A 12,889-nucleotide genomic window follows, 5' to 3' on the forward strand; every position below is an offset into this window, starting at 1 on the left:
TCCGGTCGGTTCGGCGGCAGAATGCACATCCTGCAAGCCGCCCGCAATGCGCTTTGCGCAAGCACCGGGGCGGGTTAGGCTGGAGCCATCCGCCAACGAAAGGCCAGCCCCATGCCCAGCATCACGCCCGATTTCGACGGCCAGACCGTCATCACTACCTTCGAGGTCACGCCCGGCAGCGCCCATGACGTGCTGGACCTGCTGACCGCCGCATGGGCCGAGGTGATCAGCCGCCAGCCCGGATGCCTTGGCGGCGCGATCCATCTGAACGACGCCCAGACCCGCATCGCCACCTATTCCCAGTGGCGCGACCGGCGCGATTACCAGGCCATGCTGCGCGAGCCCGAGATGCGTCGCCGCAACCGCGAGATCCACGCCATGTGCAAGAGCTTCGAGCCCGTGATGTACGAGGTGCAGTCGGTCCATCCCTGATGCTGCACATGCAGAAAGATGATGCATTCCGGGCCTGCGCCTTCTAGGCTGCATCAAACGGACCGGAGGATTTCCATGGCAGGGCGGATCATCACCGTGGCCCAACAGAAGGGCGGCAGCGGCAAGACCACGATGGCGGTCAATCTGGCGGTCGCGCTGCACGGGCGGGGCCATTCTGTGGCGCTGGTCGATACCGATCCCCAGGGCAGCATGGGCCGCTGGTTCATGGAACGCATGGCCGCGCAGGGCGAGGACGAGGCGCTGGATTTCTCGACCTCGTCGGCCTGGGGGGCCAGCTACGAATCGGAAAAGCTGAAGAAGCGGTTCGATTACGTCATCATCGACACGCCGCCCAAGATCGACAGCGATCTTCGCCCCTCGCTGCGTGTGGCCGATCTGGTTCTGGTCCCGGTGGCGACCAGCCATGTTGATCTGTGGGCGACCGAGGGCGTGCTGGACCTTGCGCGGCGCGAAAAGGCTGAAGTGCTGGTCGTGCTGAACCGCACCCGCCCCAATACGCGCCTGTCGGTCGAGGTGGCCGAACGTGCCTCGGAACTGGGCGCTGTGGTGGCCGACACGCGGATCGCCAACCGCGTGGCCTATGCCGAGACCCTGGGCCAGGGGCTGGGCGTGGTGGAACGCAGCAGCGCGGGCGCCGCGCGTGACGAGATGGCGGCCCTGATGGACGAGATCCTCACCCGGATCGGCTGAACCGCGCGCCCCGGCCCCAAGGGGCCAAGGCGAGGCACATCACCGTATCAGCGACGGCAGAGGGTTTCCGCCTGCGAGGCGAAATGCCTGTAGCGGCGCCAGAACTCGCTATCGCCGTTGCGCTTCGAGGTGCGGACCTCTTGCGCGCGGTGCGGATCGCGGAAGAACTGCGCCGCGCGGCGCTGGTCGGCGCGCGACAGGGTCTGGTTCGCGACCTGCTGGATGCAGCCGCACAGCGCCACATTGCCGCGCGCCCGGTCGGAACGCACGCAGGCGCTGTCGATCGGGCCCGCCACCGCCAAGGGCGCGGTCATCACCACGGCGGCAGCCGCGATCATCAGCCTGTTCAGGATGGTCTGCCTTTGCATGGACTGTCTCCTCGGGTTTCCGGTCGTGCCGGTCCTGATCCTCGCATCTGCGGGGCGCGCGCCGGTTTTCCCGGTCTCGAAAGGCCCACACTTATCAGCCATAGCAAAAAAGCGGCGGCGGCTCAATCGCCCGGCGCGGCGGGGCGGTTTGACAAAAGCGTGGCCGCATGGTCGAGACGGATCGTGACAGGGCCGGAGGGCGCGCGATGATTGATGCTGTGGGCTTGGATGCCGATGACACGCTGTGGGAAAACGAAAGCTTTTTTCGCCTGACCGAGGCCGAGTTCTGCGCGCTCTTGGCCGATCACGTCGAGGCGGGCGACATCGCCGCGCGGCTTTTCGACGTCGAGCGCGCGAATCTGGCCCGCTACGGCTATGGGATCAAGGGATTCATGCTGTCGATGGTCGAGACCGCGATCGAGCTGACCGACGGCCGGGTCGATGGCCGCACCATCGGGCGCATCCTCGACATGGGGCGCGAGATGCTGGCCCATCCGGTCGATCTGCTGCCAGGGGTCGAGCGCGCGCTGGATGCGATGGCGGGGCGGCGGCTGATCCTGATCACCAAGGGCGATCTGATGGATCAGGAACGCAAGATCGCGGCGTCGGGTCTGGCCGAGCGTTTCGCCTCGGTCGAGATTCTGGCGGAAAAGACGCCCGAGGGCTATGCCCGCATTCTCTGGGCGCAGGACATCGCGCCCGAGCGGTTTCTGATGGCGGGCAATTCGATGAAAAGCGACGTGATCCCGGTTCTGGAACTGGGCGGCTGGGGGGTCTTTGTGCCCCATCGCGAGACCTGGGCGATGGAACATGCCGAGGCGCCCGATCATCCGCGCCTGCACGAATTGGCGGGTCTTGACGAATTGCCCGCGCTGTTGGCCCGGATCGAGGCGGGCGAGGCATGACCGAGAACGGGCGCGCGGCGCTGCTGATGACAGCCGCGATGGGCTTCTTCGCGGTCGAGGACGCCTTCATCAAGACGCTGACCGCCAGCCTGCCGGTGCCGCAACTGCTGGCGATGACCGGCTTTTGCGCGGCCTTGGTCTTCTGGCTGCGGCTGGCGCGGCGCAGGCGCGCGCTGTGGACAGGGGCGCTGCTGCATCCGATGGTCGTCGCGCGCAATCTGGGCGAGGTCGTAGGCGCCTTCGGCTTCGTCGCGGCGCTGGCCAAGGGCGATCTGGCGGTGACATCGGCGATCCTTCAGGTTCTGCCGCTGACCATCGTGATGGGTGCGGCCCTGTTTCTGGGCGAGGCCGTGGGCTGGCGACGCTGGTTGTCTGTTGCGGTGGGGTTCGCAGGCGTCCTGCTGATCCTGCGGCCCGGAGGCGCGGCCTTTGATCCGTCGATGATGTGGGCGGTGCTGGGCGTGGCGGGGCTGACGCTGCGCGATCTGGCGACGCGGCGGATTCCGGCGAATGTGCCCTCGGACCAGCTTTCGGCCTCGGCCTATGGGGCGATGGTGCCTGCCGGGCTGGCGCTGGCGCTGTTCGGGGGGCAGCCGGTGGTCTGGCCGGGCGGGCTGGAACTGGCGCTTCTGGCGGGGACGGTCCTGTTCGGTGTTCTGGGTTACGCGGCGCTGGTCGCGGCATCGCGGCTGGGCGAGGCCTCGGTCGTGGCGCCGTTCCGCTATACGCGGCTGGGTTTCGCGCTTCTGGTCGCGATGGTCGTCTTTGGCGAGCGGCCGGACGGGCTGACCCTGATCGGCGCGGCGCTGATCGCGCTGGCGGGCGGTTATGCGATGTGGCGCGAGGGGCGCGGGCGACGCCCGGCGGCGGTCTCGGCCGACGGGTTGGCGCGGAAACGTTAGCGGGGCGGGGGAAGCCGGCGGCGGCCCCATCGAGGGGCCTTGCCGGCTGCGCGGCCCCCGGGGGGCCGCGCGCGCGGGACGCCGGGTTGGTTTCCGGGGGGAACCCGTTGCGGGTGGCTTCGGTTATGGGGCGACCCTGAAATCAAGGAGATTCCCATGCCCCGCGCATTATTCGTTCTGACCTCGCATGCCCGTCTGGGCGATAGCGGCAAGCCCACCGGTTTCTACTGGGAGGAGTTGGCCACGCCTTATTGGGCCCTGTCCGATGCGGGCTGGACGGTCGAGCTGGCCAGCATCAAGGGGGGCGAGCCGCCCGCCGATCCGGCCTCGGCCGAAGGGGATGCGATGAATGACGATGTGCGCCGCTTCATGGCCGACGACGCCGCAATGAACCGTCTGCGCCATACCGCGAATGTCGAGGATGTCGCAGTAAGCGGTTGTGATATCGTCTTTCTGCCCGGTGGGCACGGAACGATGTGGGATCTGCCGCAATCCGCGCCTTTGGGTCGGCTTCTGGCCGATGCCTGGCAGGCCGGGGCGGTGATCGGTGCTGTCTGCCATGGCCCGGCGGGCCTTCTGGCTGCGCGTCTGCCCGATGGTCAGGCCCTTGTCGCGGGGCGCCGCGTCGCCGGCTTCACCAACAGCGAGGAGGATGCGGTCGGCCTGTCGGATGTGGTGCCTTTCCTTCTGGCCGACCGGCTGACGGCGGCGGGGGCCGAGCATCACCGCGGGCCCGACTGGGCGCCCTTTGCCATCGCCGACGGGCAGCTGGTGACCGGGCAGAACCCGGCCTCTTCGGCGGAAGTCGCCCGGCTGATGCTGGAGGCTGGGCACCGCCCCGCCATGCCCTGACACCAAAGCGCGCAGGGCCGCGAAATCCTCTTTCCGCGCGGCCCGCGCCCTTGTATAGCCCGGCCATGACCGAGCTTGACCTCATCCGCAATTTTTCGATCGTGGCCCATATCGACCACGGCAAATCCACTTTGGCCGACCGGCTGATCCAGTTGACGGGGACTGTCGCCGAACGCGACATGAAGGCCCAGATGCTGGACAGCATGGATATCGAGCGCGAGCGCGGCATCACCATCAAGGCGAACACCGTCCGCATCAGCTATCCGGCCAAGGACGGCAAGACCTATGTCCTGAACCTGATCGACACGCCCGGACACGTGGACTTCGCCTATGAGGTCAGCCGCTCCATGCGCGCGGTCGAGGGCTCGCTGCTGGTCGTGGATGCCAGCCAGGGGGTCGAGGCGCAGACGCTGGCCAATGTCTATCAGGCCATCGACGCGAACCACGACATCGTGCCGGTCCTGAACAAGATCGACCTGCCCGCCGCCGAGCCCGAGCGCGTCAAGGAAAACATCGAGGATGTGATCGGCATCGACGCCTCGGACGCGATTCCGATCAGCGCCAAGACCGGCCTTGGCATCCCCGACGTGCTGGAGGCCATCGTCACGCGCCTGCCCGCGCCCAAGGGCGACCGGAACGCAGCGCTGAAGGCGATGCTGGTGGACAGCTGGTATGACGCCTATCTGGGCGTCGTCGTGATGATCCGCGTGATGGACGGCGTGATCCGCAAGGGCGATCAGGTCAAGATGATGCAGACCGGCGCGACCTACCGGCTGGACAAGCTGGCCGTGCTGACCCCCGCGATGAAGGATATCGAGGAATTGGGGCCGGGCGAGATCGGTGTCTTCACCGCCTCGATCAAGCAGGTCCGCGACACGCGGGTGGGCGACACGATCACGCATGAGAAAAAGCCCGCGGCAGAGGCGCTGCCGGGTTTCAAGCCCGCGCAGCCGGTTGTTTTCTGCGGCCTTTTCCCGGTCGATGCCAATGACTTCGAGGCCCTGCGCGACGCGATCGAGAAGCTGGCTCTGAACGACGCGTCCTTCAGCTACGAGATGGAGACCTCGGCCGCGCTTGGCTTCGGGTTCCGCTGCGGGTTCCTGGGGCTCTTGCATCTTGAGGTCATCCGCGACCGGCTGGAACGCGAATACGATCTGGACCTGATCACCACCGCGCCTTCGGTGGTCTTCAAGCTGCATATGCGTGACGGCGAGGTGCGCGACCTGCACAACCCCGCCGACATGCCCGACCTGACCCATGTGGATCATATCGAAGAGCCGCGCATCAAGGCCACGATCATGGTGCCGGACGAATATCTGGGCGACGTGCTGAAGCTGTGCCAGGACCGGCGCGGCATCCAGCTGGACCTGACCTATGCAGGCAGCCGCGCGATGGTGGTCTATGACCTGCCGCTGGCCGAGGTCGTGTTCGACTTCTACGACCGACTGAAATCCGTGACCAAGGGTTACGCCAGCTTCGACTATCAGATCAGCGAATACCGTGAGGATTATCTGGTCAAGATGTCGATTCTGGTGAATGACGAACCCGTGGACGCGCTGTCGATCATGGTTCATCGTGACCGTGCCGAAAGTCGGGGCCGCGCGATGGTCGAAAAGCTCAAGGACCTGATCCCGCGGCACATGTTCAAGATCCCGATCCAGGCGGCCATCGGCGCCCGCGTGATCGCGCGCGAGACGCTGTCGGCGATGCGCAAGGACGTGACGGCGAAATGCTATGGCGGCGACGCCACGCGCAAGAAGAAGCTGCTGGAAAAGCAAAAGGCCGGCAAGAAGAAGATGCGTCAGTTCGGCAAGGTCGAGATTCCGCAGACCGCCTTCATCCAGGCGCTGAAGATGGATAATTGAGGGGCGGTGCGCCCCTCAACCACGTCAGAAATCCAGACCCAGATCCAGTGTCCGCGCGGAATGGGTCAGCGCCCCGACCGAGATATAGCCCACGCCCGTCGCCGCGACCTCGGCGATGCGCTCAAGGCGCATGTTGCCCGACGCCTCCAGCACCACGCTTCCATCGGCCATCGCCACCGCCTGACGCAGCGTGGCCGTGTCCATGTTGTCCAGCAGCACGACATCGGCGCCGCCTTCGTCCAGCACCTCGGCCAGCTGGTCCAGCCGGTCCACCTCGATCTCGACCCGCATCATGTGCGAGGCGCGCGCCTTGACCGCTTGCAGCACGGGACGGATGCCGCCCGCCGCCGCGATGTGGTTGTCCTTGATCAGGATCGCATCCGACAGCGACACGCGATGGCTGAAGCCGCCGCCATGCAGGACGGCCTGTTTCTCGACCAGACGCAGGCCGGGGGTCGTCTTGCGCGTGCAGGTGATGCGCGCCCCGGTCCCCCGCGTTTCCGCTACGAACGCTGCCGTCATCGTGGCGATGCCCGACAGCCGGCCCGCGAAGTTCAGCGCCACACGCTCGGCCGACAGGATCGAGGCGGCCTCGCCCTCGATCCGCGCCAGTGTCTCGCCGGCCTCGAATACGGTGCCGTCGGGGCAGAGCGCGTCGAAGCGCAGGGCCGGGTCGATCAGCCGGAAGGCCAGCGCCGCAAGCTGCATCCCCGAGGCCACGCCCGCCTCGCGCGCCCGGATCGCGGCCTGATAGCGGATCCCTGCCGGGATCACGGTGCGGGTGGTGATGTCGCCGTTCGTGCCCAGATCCTCGGTCAGGGCGGCGCGGATCAGGGGTTCCAGGATCATGTCGGGCAGGGGCGGGATCATGTCGGCTCCGGTTCGGGTTCCAGGCTGGCGCGCAGGGCCAGCGCCTGCGTCAGCGTAAGGCGGCTGCGGGCGGCGTCAGGCAGCGCTTCGGGGTGATCGCTGCGGCAATGCGCGCCCCGGCTTTCGCGGCGCATCAGCGCCGAGGCGCAGATCAGCGTGGCGGCGGCGGCCATGTTGACGATCTGGGGATGGGCCGCGCCCTCGGCCTCGATGGCGGCAATGCGGCGCAGGGTCTGCGTCAGGCCCGCCGCATCGCGGATGACGCCCGCGCCTTCGGTCATGGCGGCGCGCAGGCGGCGGATCAGTGCGGGGTCGGGCAGGGGCGCGGGGGCCGGTTCGGGCAGATGGACGGGCGGCGCGTCACGCAGCGGCAGGTCCGCGGCCATCGACCGCGCGGCGCGGCGGGCAAAGACCAACGCCTCGAGCAGCCCGTTCGAGGCCAGCCGGTTCGCGCCATGCAGCCCGGTCGAGGCCGCCTCGCCGCAGGCCCAGAGCCCCGGCAGGCTGGCGCGTCCCTCGGCATCGGTGGCGATCCCGCCCATATGGTAATGCGCCGCTGCCGCGACCGGGATCGGCTGGCGCGCGGGGTCGATCCCCGCACCCATGCAGGCGGCGTGGACGGCGGGGAAATGCGCCGCCAGATCGGGCAGGGCGCGGCAGTCCAGCGCGGGGGCGCGGCCTGCCTGCGTCTCGGCATAGACGGCGCGGGCCACGATGTCGCGCGGTGCCAGTTCTGCATCGGGATGCAGGCCCGGCATGAAGCGCGCGCCTGTGGCGTTGACCAGCACGGCGCCCTCGCCGCGCAGGGCCTCGGTCGCCAGCGGCGCGGGGTCGGCGCCGGTGGCGATGGCGGTCGGGTGGAACTGCACAAATTCGGCATCCGCGATCACCGCGCCCGCGCGGGCGGCCATGCCCATCGCCTCGCCCCGGATGCGCGGCGGATTGGTCGTCACGGCGTAAAGCCCGCCCGCGCCACCGCCCGCGATCAGCACCGCAGGCGCGGCCAGCGCAAGGGTGGCAGAGCCCGCCGCGCGCATCACCTCGACCCCGGTCACGCGGCCCCGGTCATGCCGCAGGCCCGTGGCCAGCCAGCCCTCGAGCACCTGGACCGAGGGCGTGGCGCGGACCGTTGCGATCAGGGCGCGCATGATCTCGGCGCCCGCCTGATCGCCGCGCACCCGCACGACGCGGGCCAGGCTATGCGCGGCCTCACGCGACATGACATAGCCGCCCGAGGCATCGCGGTCGAAGGGCGTGCCCAGATCGGTCAGCGCAAGGATATGCGCGCGCGCCTCGTCCGCGACCAGCCGGGCGATGGCGGGATCGACGGTGCCTGCGCCCGCCCGCGCGGTATCGGCGGCGTGCAGGTCGGGGCTGTCGGGCGCGGCCATGGCGGCGGCGACGCCACCCTGCGCCCAGGCCGAACTGGCCCCTTGCCCCAGAGGATCGGGCGAGATCATCAGGACCGGGCGCGGCGCCAGAGCCAGCGCCGCGTAAAGCGCCCCAAGCCCCGCGCCGATGATCACCACGCGGTCATTCGGGATCATCGGGTCAGGCCGCCAGCTTGCGCGACAGGTCGATCATCCGTTCGACCGCCAAGCGGGCAGGGGCGGCGATGGCCGGGTCCACCTCGACCTGCCCGGTCATCGTGTGCAGCGACCACAGCACCTTTTCCAGCGTGATCTTTTTCATGTAGGGGCACATGTTGCAGGGGCCGAGGAACTCGACCTCGGGATGGGCGTCTGAGATGTTCGAGGCCATCGAGCATTCCGTCACCAGCATCGCCTTTTCGGGGCGGTTCGCGCCCACCCAGTCGATGATGTGCTTGGTCGAGCCCGCGAAATCGGCCTCGGCCACGACATCGGGGGGGCATTCGGGATGGGCGATGATGCGGATGCCGGGATGCCATTCGCGGAAATCGCGCAGATCCTGCGGGGTGAAGCGTTCATGCACGATGCAGGCGCCGTCCCACCAGACGATGCGCTTCTGCGGCACCTGCTTGGCGACGTTCTGCGCCAGCCATTTGTCGGGCGTCATGATGACCGTGTCGCCGGGCATGGCCGCCACGATCTGCGCCGCGTTCGACGAGGTGCAGCAGATGTCGGATGCGGCCTTCACCTCGGCGGTGGTGTTGACGTAGCTGACGACCTTGGCGCCGGGATAGCGCGCGCGCATCTGGGCGATGCCCTCGGCGGTGATCGATTCGGCAAGCGAGCAGCCGGCCTCCATGTCCGGCATCAGCACGGTCTTGGCGGGGTTCAGGATCTTCGAGGTCTCGGCCATGAAATGCACGCCGCATTGCACGATCACCTGCGCCTCAACGCGGGTGGCCTCGATCGCCAGTTGCAGGCTGTCGCCCACGACATCGGCGATGCCGTGATAGATGTCGGGCGTCATGTAGTTATGGGCCAGCACCACCGCGCCGCGTTCGGCCTTGAGCCGGTTGATCGCAGAGACCCAGGGCGCGGCGTTCACCCAGTCCGGATAGGGCATGACGCGGGCCATGGGCGCGTGCAGATGCGCCAGTTCGCGGGCCAGCGTCTCGGACGGGGCAAGGTCGTAATGCGCGGCAAGCTCGCGGCGGATAAGGGTATCGTCCAGCAACTCGGCTCCTCCTCCGGTGCGGTGGCGGGCGATGCCGCGCCATGTCTTGACCCTGCGTCAGGGGGTGTGACGGTCTGATGACGGATTAGACCATTCCTGCGGGCGCGTCACCCCTTGCGATGCTGCGGCGCAGCTTGCGGCGGGCCTTTCGCGCGCGCCGCCAGGGATCGCCGTGCCGCAGCCACAGGATCGACAGCCACCACAGGGCCACGCAGGCCCACAGATCCACCGCCAGCCGGGCAGCCGCGGATTGCCCCGCGGGGTTGATCTGCAACGCGTCGCACAGGACCGACAGCAGCACGCAGGCGCCAAAGGACCAGAGGCCCCCGCGCCCGATCTGCTGCATCCAGACGCCCGGAGGGCTGGCCGCGATCCGCGCCATCAGCGGCCCAAGCGGCACCACGACCAGCCATGTCGCCGCGATGATCGCCAGATAGCGGGTGCCGTCGAGGCTCCATTTGTCGATGCTGCCATAGACCAGCCGCATGGCCTGCCGGACCGCGAGGGCCGGTTCGCCGATGCGCGCGGCGATCACGATGGCGCAGCCGAAGGCGAACATGCCAAGCGCGAGGGCCGTCACAAGATGGCGGCGCGGCAGAAGCGTGGCCATGATCCTGTCGCGGAAAAGGCCCATCGCCACACCCGAGAAGAACAGAAGCTGCCAACCGAAGGGGTTGAACAGCAGCCCGCCCTGACGACGGTGGTTCGGCAGCAGGCTGTTCAGCTCGGGCCCGTGCCACCAGACCGCCAGCAGCGCCACAGCGACGACCAGAGGCCAGCGCAGCATCAGCGGCACGATCACCGGCGTCACGGCCAGAAGCACAACATAGACCGCCAGCACATCGACGATGTTGGGCTGCAACCACAGCGAGGCCAGCGAGCCGACATAGCCGAGCGGGTTCTCGATCACCCAGACGGCGTATTGGTTCCAGATCGCCGTGTGCGCCATCCCGGCGGCCAGCAGGCCCGCCGACAGCAGCGCCATCAGCACGCCGATCAGGATCAGTGCGCGCCAGACCTCGAAGGCGCGGCGGGCAAAGCGCCATTGCGCGGCGCGCTGCCCCTCGCGGCGTTCGACCGACAGCCAGACCATGCCGACCAGAAACCCCGACAGCAGGACGAACAATTCGGACGCGTCGAAGATCGAGAAATTCGGCAGCGTCACCCCCCGCATGACCGAATCCGGCATGTGGTTCACCATGATGCTGAGCAGCGCGTAGCCGCGCAGCATGTCCAGCGCGATCATGCGGTTCATGCGGGCAGCGCGCTCCACCGAGACAGAAGTGCCCGGTCCGAGACCAGAGCGTCGGTTTCGGCGGGGTCCAGGTAATCCAGCGCCTCGGACTGGCTGCGGGCATGGTCGATCTTGGCGCCCGCCGTCACGCGCAACAGCGCCAGCGCGGTCGGCAACTCGCCCTCGGAGGGGGGCAGGGCGCCGAGGTGGTTCTGGAGGACCTGCGGATCACGCCCCAGCCGCAGCAGCGCCTCGCGCCCGGACAGGGGCGCGGGCAGAGCGCGGGCAATGGCGGTGGCTTCGATCAGGATGGCGGGCGGGTCGCGTTCCTCGGGCGTGACCAGCAGGCCACGCATCCGCGTCCAGCGGCCCAGGACGGCACTGGCCGACAGTCGCGCGGTCAGCGGGGACAGGATCAGCCCCGCCAGGATCGGAGACAACCAGATCAGCTGCGGCGGCGAGAACTGCCACAGCACGACCAGCGTCACGACACCCAGAAGCGCGTGCGACCAGTGATGGCGCAGGACCAGACCCCAGCCGGGCACATGGCCCGCGCGGATCTGCGGGTTCCAGCCGCTGTCGCGGCCACGCAGGATCTCGGCGATCTGGCGGGTCTGGACCAGCATCTGCACCGGCGCGATCAGCGCCGACAGCACGGTCTCGAAGATGGCGCTGGCGAAGATCCGCACGCGCCCGCCCGAATTGCGCGCCAGAGGCCGTGCCCAGGCCCGGAAGGTCGCGATGAACTTGGGCAGCAGCAGCAGCGCCATGGCGATGGTGAACAGTAACAGCATACGGCGGCTGTCAAAGACCGGCCATTCCGGGAAAAGCTGATAGGCGTTCGGGAAATATTCGGGCGTGGACAGAAGCACCGTCGCCGACAGGGCAAGGCCGACGAGGATCAGCGCCAGCCAGATCGGGCTCATCAGGAAGCCCATCATGCCGATGACGAAATGCACCCGGCTGATTCCGCGCATCCCGTTCATGCCCAGAAGCCGAACGTGCTGCAGGTTGCCTTGCGCCCAACGGCGTTCTCGGGCGGCCATGTCCATCAGCGTGGGCGGGCAGCCTTCGTAGCTGCCGCGCAGGTCGTGATCCAGCCGCACCTTCCAGCCGGCCCGGCAAAGGGCGGCGGCCTCGACGAAATCGTGGCTGAGGATCGTGCCGCCAAAGGGCGGACGGCCCGGCAGACGCGGCAGGCCGCAGGCCTGGGCGAAGGCCTCGGTGCGGATGATGGCGTTGTGGCCCCAGTAATTCCCCGTATCGCCCGACCAGGCCGAGACGCCGCGCGCGATCATCGGGCCGTAGACGCGACCGGCGAACTGGGTCTGGCGGGCCAGGATCGTCTCGCCTCCGACCAGCATGGGCATGGTCTGGATCAGCCCGATGGCGGGGTCGGCTGACATGCGGGCGGACAATTCGCGGATGGTCTGGCCGGTCATCACGCTGTCGGCGTCCAGGACGACCAGCTGGTCGAAGCGGCCGCCCCAACGGCGCAGGAATTCGGCGATGTTGCCGGATTTGCGATCCTCGTTGTCGGCGCGGCGGCGATACCAGATCGGCAGGGGCGACAGCGCGCGGGCGGCGGCCAGCGCCTGGCTTTCCTGAACCGCGATCGAGGCGTCGCGGCTGTCCGACAGAACGAAGATCTCGGTGCGCTCGGCCATGCCCTCGGCGGCGATCTCGCGTGCAAGGGCAACAAGCAGGCTGATGCTGGCGGCCGCGTCCTCGTGATAGATCGGCATGACGACGGCCAGTCGCGCGGTGCCGGAATCGTCGGGCGTGGTCAGGCGCGGGGCCAGAAAGCCCGCGACCGTCGCGCAGAAGGAAAAGCCAACCCAGGCGAAGGTCGGCACGAACAGCACCAGAAACGCGATCTGCATCAGCGTCGGTTCGGCGCCGAAGGTCGCCAGCATCTGCCGGAACCCCATCGCCGCGATCGCCGCCGTGCCGCCGAAGGCCAGCAGACGCGCCGCCCAGACGCGGATCGAGTTCATCTGCCGTGCAGGCCCCCCGCGTGGTGGGGCCCGAAAATCCTGGACCGGCATGGCCAGGGGCGCCTCGGGCGGCATGGCCGGAATGGCGGCATCGGACGCGCCCCCCGCAATGCCGCAAGGGGCCGCGAGAGGCGGCTGTTCACTCATCG

General features: G+C 68.4%; 12 protein-coding genes. 6 read left to right on the top strand and 6 right to left on the bottom strand.

Features of this window, described 5'->3' with window-relative positions:
- Nucleotides 1-111 precede the first annotated feature (111 nt).
- Both ACTZWU_RS03840 and parA read left to right on the top strand, forming a co-directional pair.
- A complete protein-coding gene (locus ACTZWU_RS03840) occupies nucleotides 112-432 on the top strand; it encodes an antibiotic biosynthesis monooxygenase family protein (RefSeq protein WP_444736036.1) in 321 nt (106 codons plus the stop codon).
- A 75-nt stretch (nucleotides 433-507) separates the two neighbouring features.
- Complete coding sequence (gene parA, locus ACTZWU_RS03845) at nucleotides 508-1,143, top strand: ParA family partition ATPase (protein ID WP_444736037.1); 636 nt, start codon at nucleotides 508-510, stop codon at nucleotides 1,141-1,143.
- 47 nt (nucleotides 1,144-1,190) lie between these two features.
- Here parA and ACTZWU_RS03850 read toward each other — a convergent pair whose 3' ends face one another.
- On the bottom strand, nucleotides 1,191-1,511 hold the full coding sequence (locus ACTZWU_RS03850; RefSeq protein ID WP_444736038.1) for a hypothetical protein: 321 nt from the start codon (nucleotides 1,509-1,511) through the stop codon (nucleotides 1,191-1,193).
- A 206-nt stretch (nucleotides 1,512-1,717) separates the two neighbouring features.
- Here ACTZWU_RS03850 and ACTZWU_RS03855 point away from each other — a divergent pair, with 206 nt between their 5' ends.
- From ACTZWU_RS03855 to lepA, 4 genes are all read left to right on the top strand, one after another.
- A complete protein-coding gene (locus ACTZWU_RS03855) occupies nucleotides 1,718-2,416 on the top strand; it encodes an HAD family hydrolase (RefSeq protein ID WP_444736039.1) in 699 nt (232 codons plus the stop codon).
- Nucleotides 2,413-3,318, top strand: coding sequence for a DMT family transporter (locus tag ACTZWU_RS03860; RefSeq protein WP_444736040.1), 906 nt, complete (start codon nucleotides 2,413-2,415; stop codon nucleotides 3,316-3,318). Before ACTZWU_RS03855 ends, ACTZWU_RS03860 begins: the two co-directional genes overlap by 4 nt.
- A gap of 156 nt (nucleotides 3,319-3,474) precedes the next feature.
- A complete protein-coding gene (locus ACTZWU_RS03865; protein WP_444736041.1) occupies nucleotides 3,475-4,170 on the top strand; it encodes a type 1 glutamine amidotransferase domain-containing protein in 696 nt (231 codons plus the stop codon).
- 65 nt (nucleotides 4,171-4,235) lie between these two features.
- Nucleotides 4,236-6,035 carry a translation elongation factor 4 gene (gene lepA / locus ACTZWU_RS03870; protein ID WP_444736042.1) on the top strand — a complete coding sequence of 600 codons (1,800 nt, stop codon included), beginning with the start codon at nucleotides 4,236-4,238 and terminating at the stop codon, nucleotides 6,033-6,035.
- A 24-nt stretch (nucleotides 6,036-6,059) separates the two neighbouring features.
- On the opposite strand, the gene nadC is transcribed toward lepA, so the two are convergent.
- The 5 genes from nadC to mdoH form a co-directional block, all read right to left on the bottom strand.
- Nucleotides 6,060-6,905 (bottom strand): carboxylating nicotinate-nucleotide diphosphorylase, encoded by an 846-nt coding sequence (gene nadC / locus ACTZWU_RS03875; protein WP_444736043.1) that lies wholly within the window; start codon nucleotides 6,903-6,905, stop codon nucleotides 6,060-6,062.
- Nucleotides 6,902-8,452 (bottom strand): L-aspartate oxidase, encoded by a 1,551-nt coding sequence (locus ACTZWU_RS03880; protein ID WP_444736044.1) that lies wholly within the window; start codon nucleotides 8,450-8,452, stop codon nucleotides 6,902-6,904. Before ACTZWU_RS03880 ends, nadC begins: the two co-directional genes overlap by 4 nt.
- 4 nt (nucleotides 8,453-8,456) lie before the next feature.
- Nucleotides 8,457-9,509 carry a quinolinate synthase NadA gene (gene nadA / locus ACTZWU_RS03885; protein WP_444736045.1) on the bottom strand — a complete coding sequence of 351 codons (1,053 nt, stop codon included), beginning with the start codon at nucleotides 9,507-9,509 and terminating at the stop codon, nucleotides 8,457-8,459.
- An 85-nt stretch (nucleotides 9,510-9,594) separates the two neighbouring features.
- On the bottom strand, nucleotides 9,595-10,764 hold the full coding sequence (opgC, locus tag ACTZWU_RS03890; protein ID WP_444736046.1) for an OpgC domain-containing protein: 1,170 nt from the start codon (nucleotides 10,762-10,764) through the stop codon (nucleotides 9,595-9,597).
- On the bottom strand, nucleotides 10,761-12,887 hold the full coding sequence (gene mdoH / locus ACTZWU_RS03895) for a glucans biosynthesis glucosyltransferase MdoH (RefSeq protein WP_444736047.1): 2,127 nt from the start codon (nucleotides 12,885-12,887) through the stop codon (nucleotides 10,761-10,763). Before mdoH ends, opgC begins: the two co-directional genes overlap by 4 nt.
- Nucleotides 12,888-12,889 lie beyond the last annotated feature (2 nt).

It is taken from the genome of Paracoccus sp. NSM, assembly GCF_052379855.1.
Taxonomy (GTDB): domain Bacteria; phylum Pseudomonadota; class Alphaproteobacteria; order Rhodobacterales; family Rhodobacteraceae; genus Paracoccus.

Bases quoted from the DNA above. Each gene is read 5' to 3' on its own strand.
- mdoH (WP_444736047.1), bottom strand. From the start codon at position 12,887: ATGAGTGAACAGCCGCCTCTCGCGGCCCCTTGCGGCATTGCGGGGGGC.
- ACTZWU_RS03880 (WP_444736044.1), bottom strand. From the start codon at position 8,452: ATGATCCCGAATGACCGCGTGGTGATCATCGGCGCGGGGCTTGGGGCG.
- lepA (WP_444736042.1), top strand. From the start codon at position 4,236: ATGACCGAGCTTGACCTCATCCGCAATTTTTCGATCGTGGCCCATATC.
- parA (WP_444736037.1), top strand. From the start codon at position 508: ATGGCAGGGCGGATCATCACCGTGGCCCAACAGAAGGGCGGCAGCGGC.
- ACTZWU_RS03865 (WP_444736041.1), top strand. From the start codon at position 3,475: ATGCCCCGCGCATTATTCGTTCTGACCTCGCATGCCCGTCTGGGCGAT.
- ACTZWU_RS03855 (WP_444736039.1), top strand. From the start codon at position 1,718: ATGATTGATGCTGTGGGCTTGGATGCCGATGACACGCTGTGGGAAAAC.
- nadC (WP_444736043.1), bottom strand. From the start codon at position 6,905: ATGATCCCGCCCCTGCCCGACATGATCCTGGAACCCCTGATCCGCGCC.
- ACTZWU_RS03850 (WP_444736038.1), bottom strand. From the start codon at position 1,511: ATGCAAAGGCAGACCATCCTGAACAGGCTGATGATCGCGGCTGCCGCC.
- opgC (WP_444736046.1), bottom strand. From the start codon at position 10,764: ATGAACCGCATGATCGCGCTGGACATGCTGCGCGGCTACGCGCTGCTC.
- ACTZWU_RS03860 (WP_444736040.1), top strand. From the start codon at position 2,413: ATGACCGAGAACGGGCGCGCGGCGCTGCTGATGACAGCCGCGATGGGC.
- ACTZWU_RS03840 (WP_444736036.1), top strand. From the start codon at position 112: ATGCCCAGCATCACGCCCGATTTCGACGGCCAGACCGTCATCACTACC.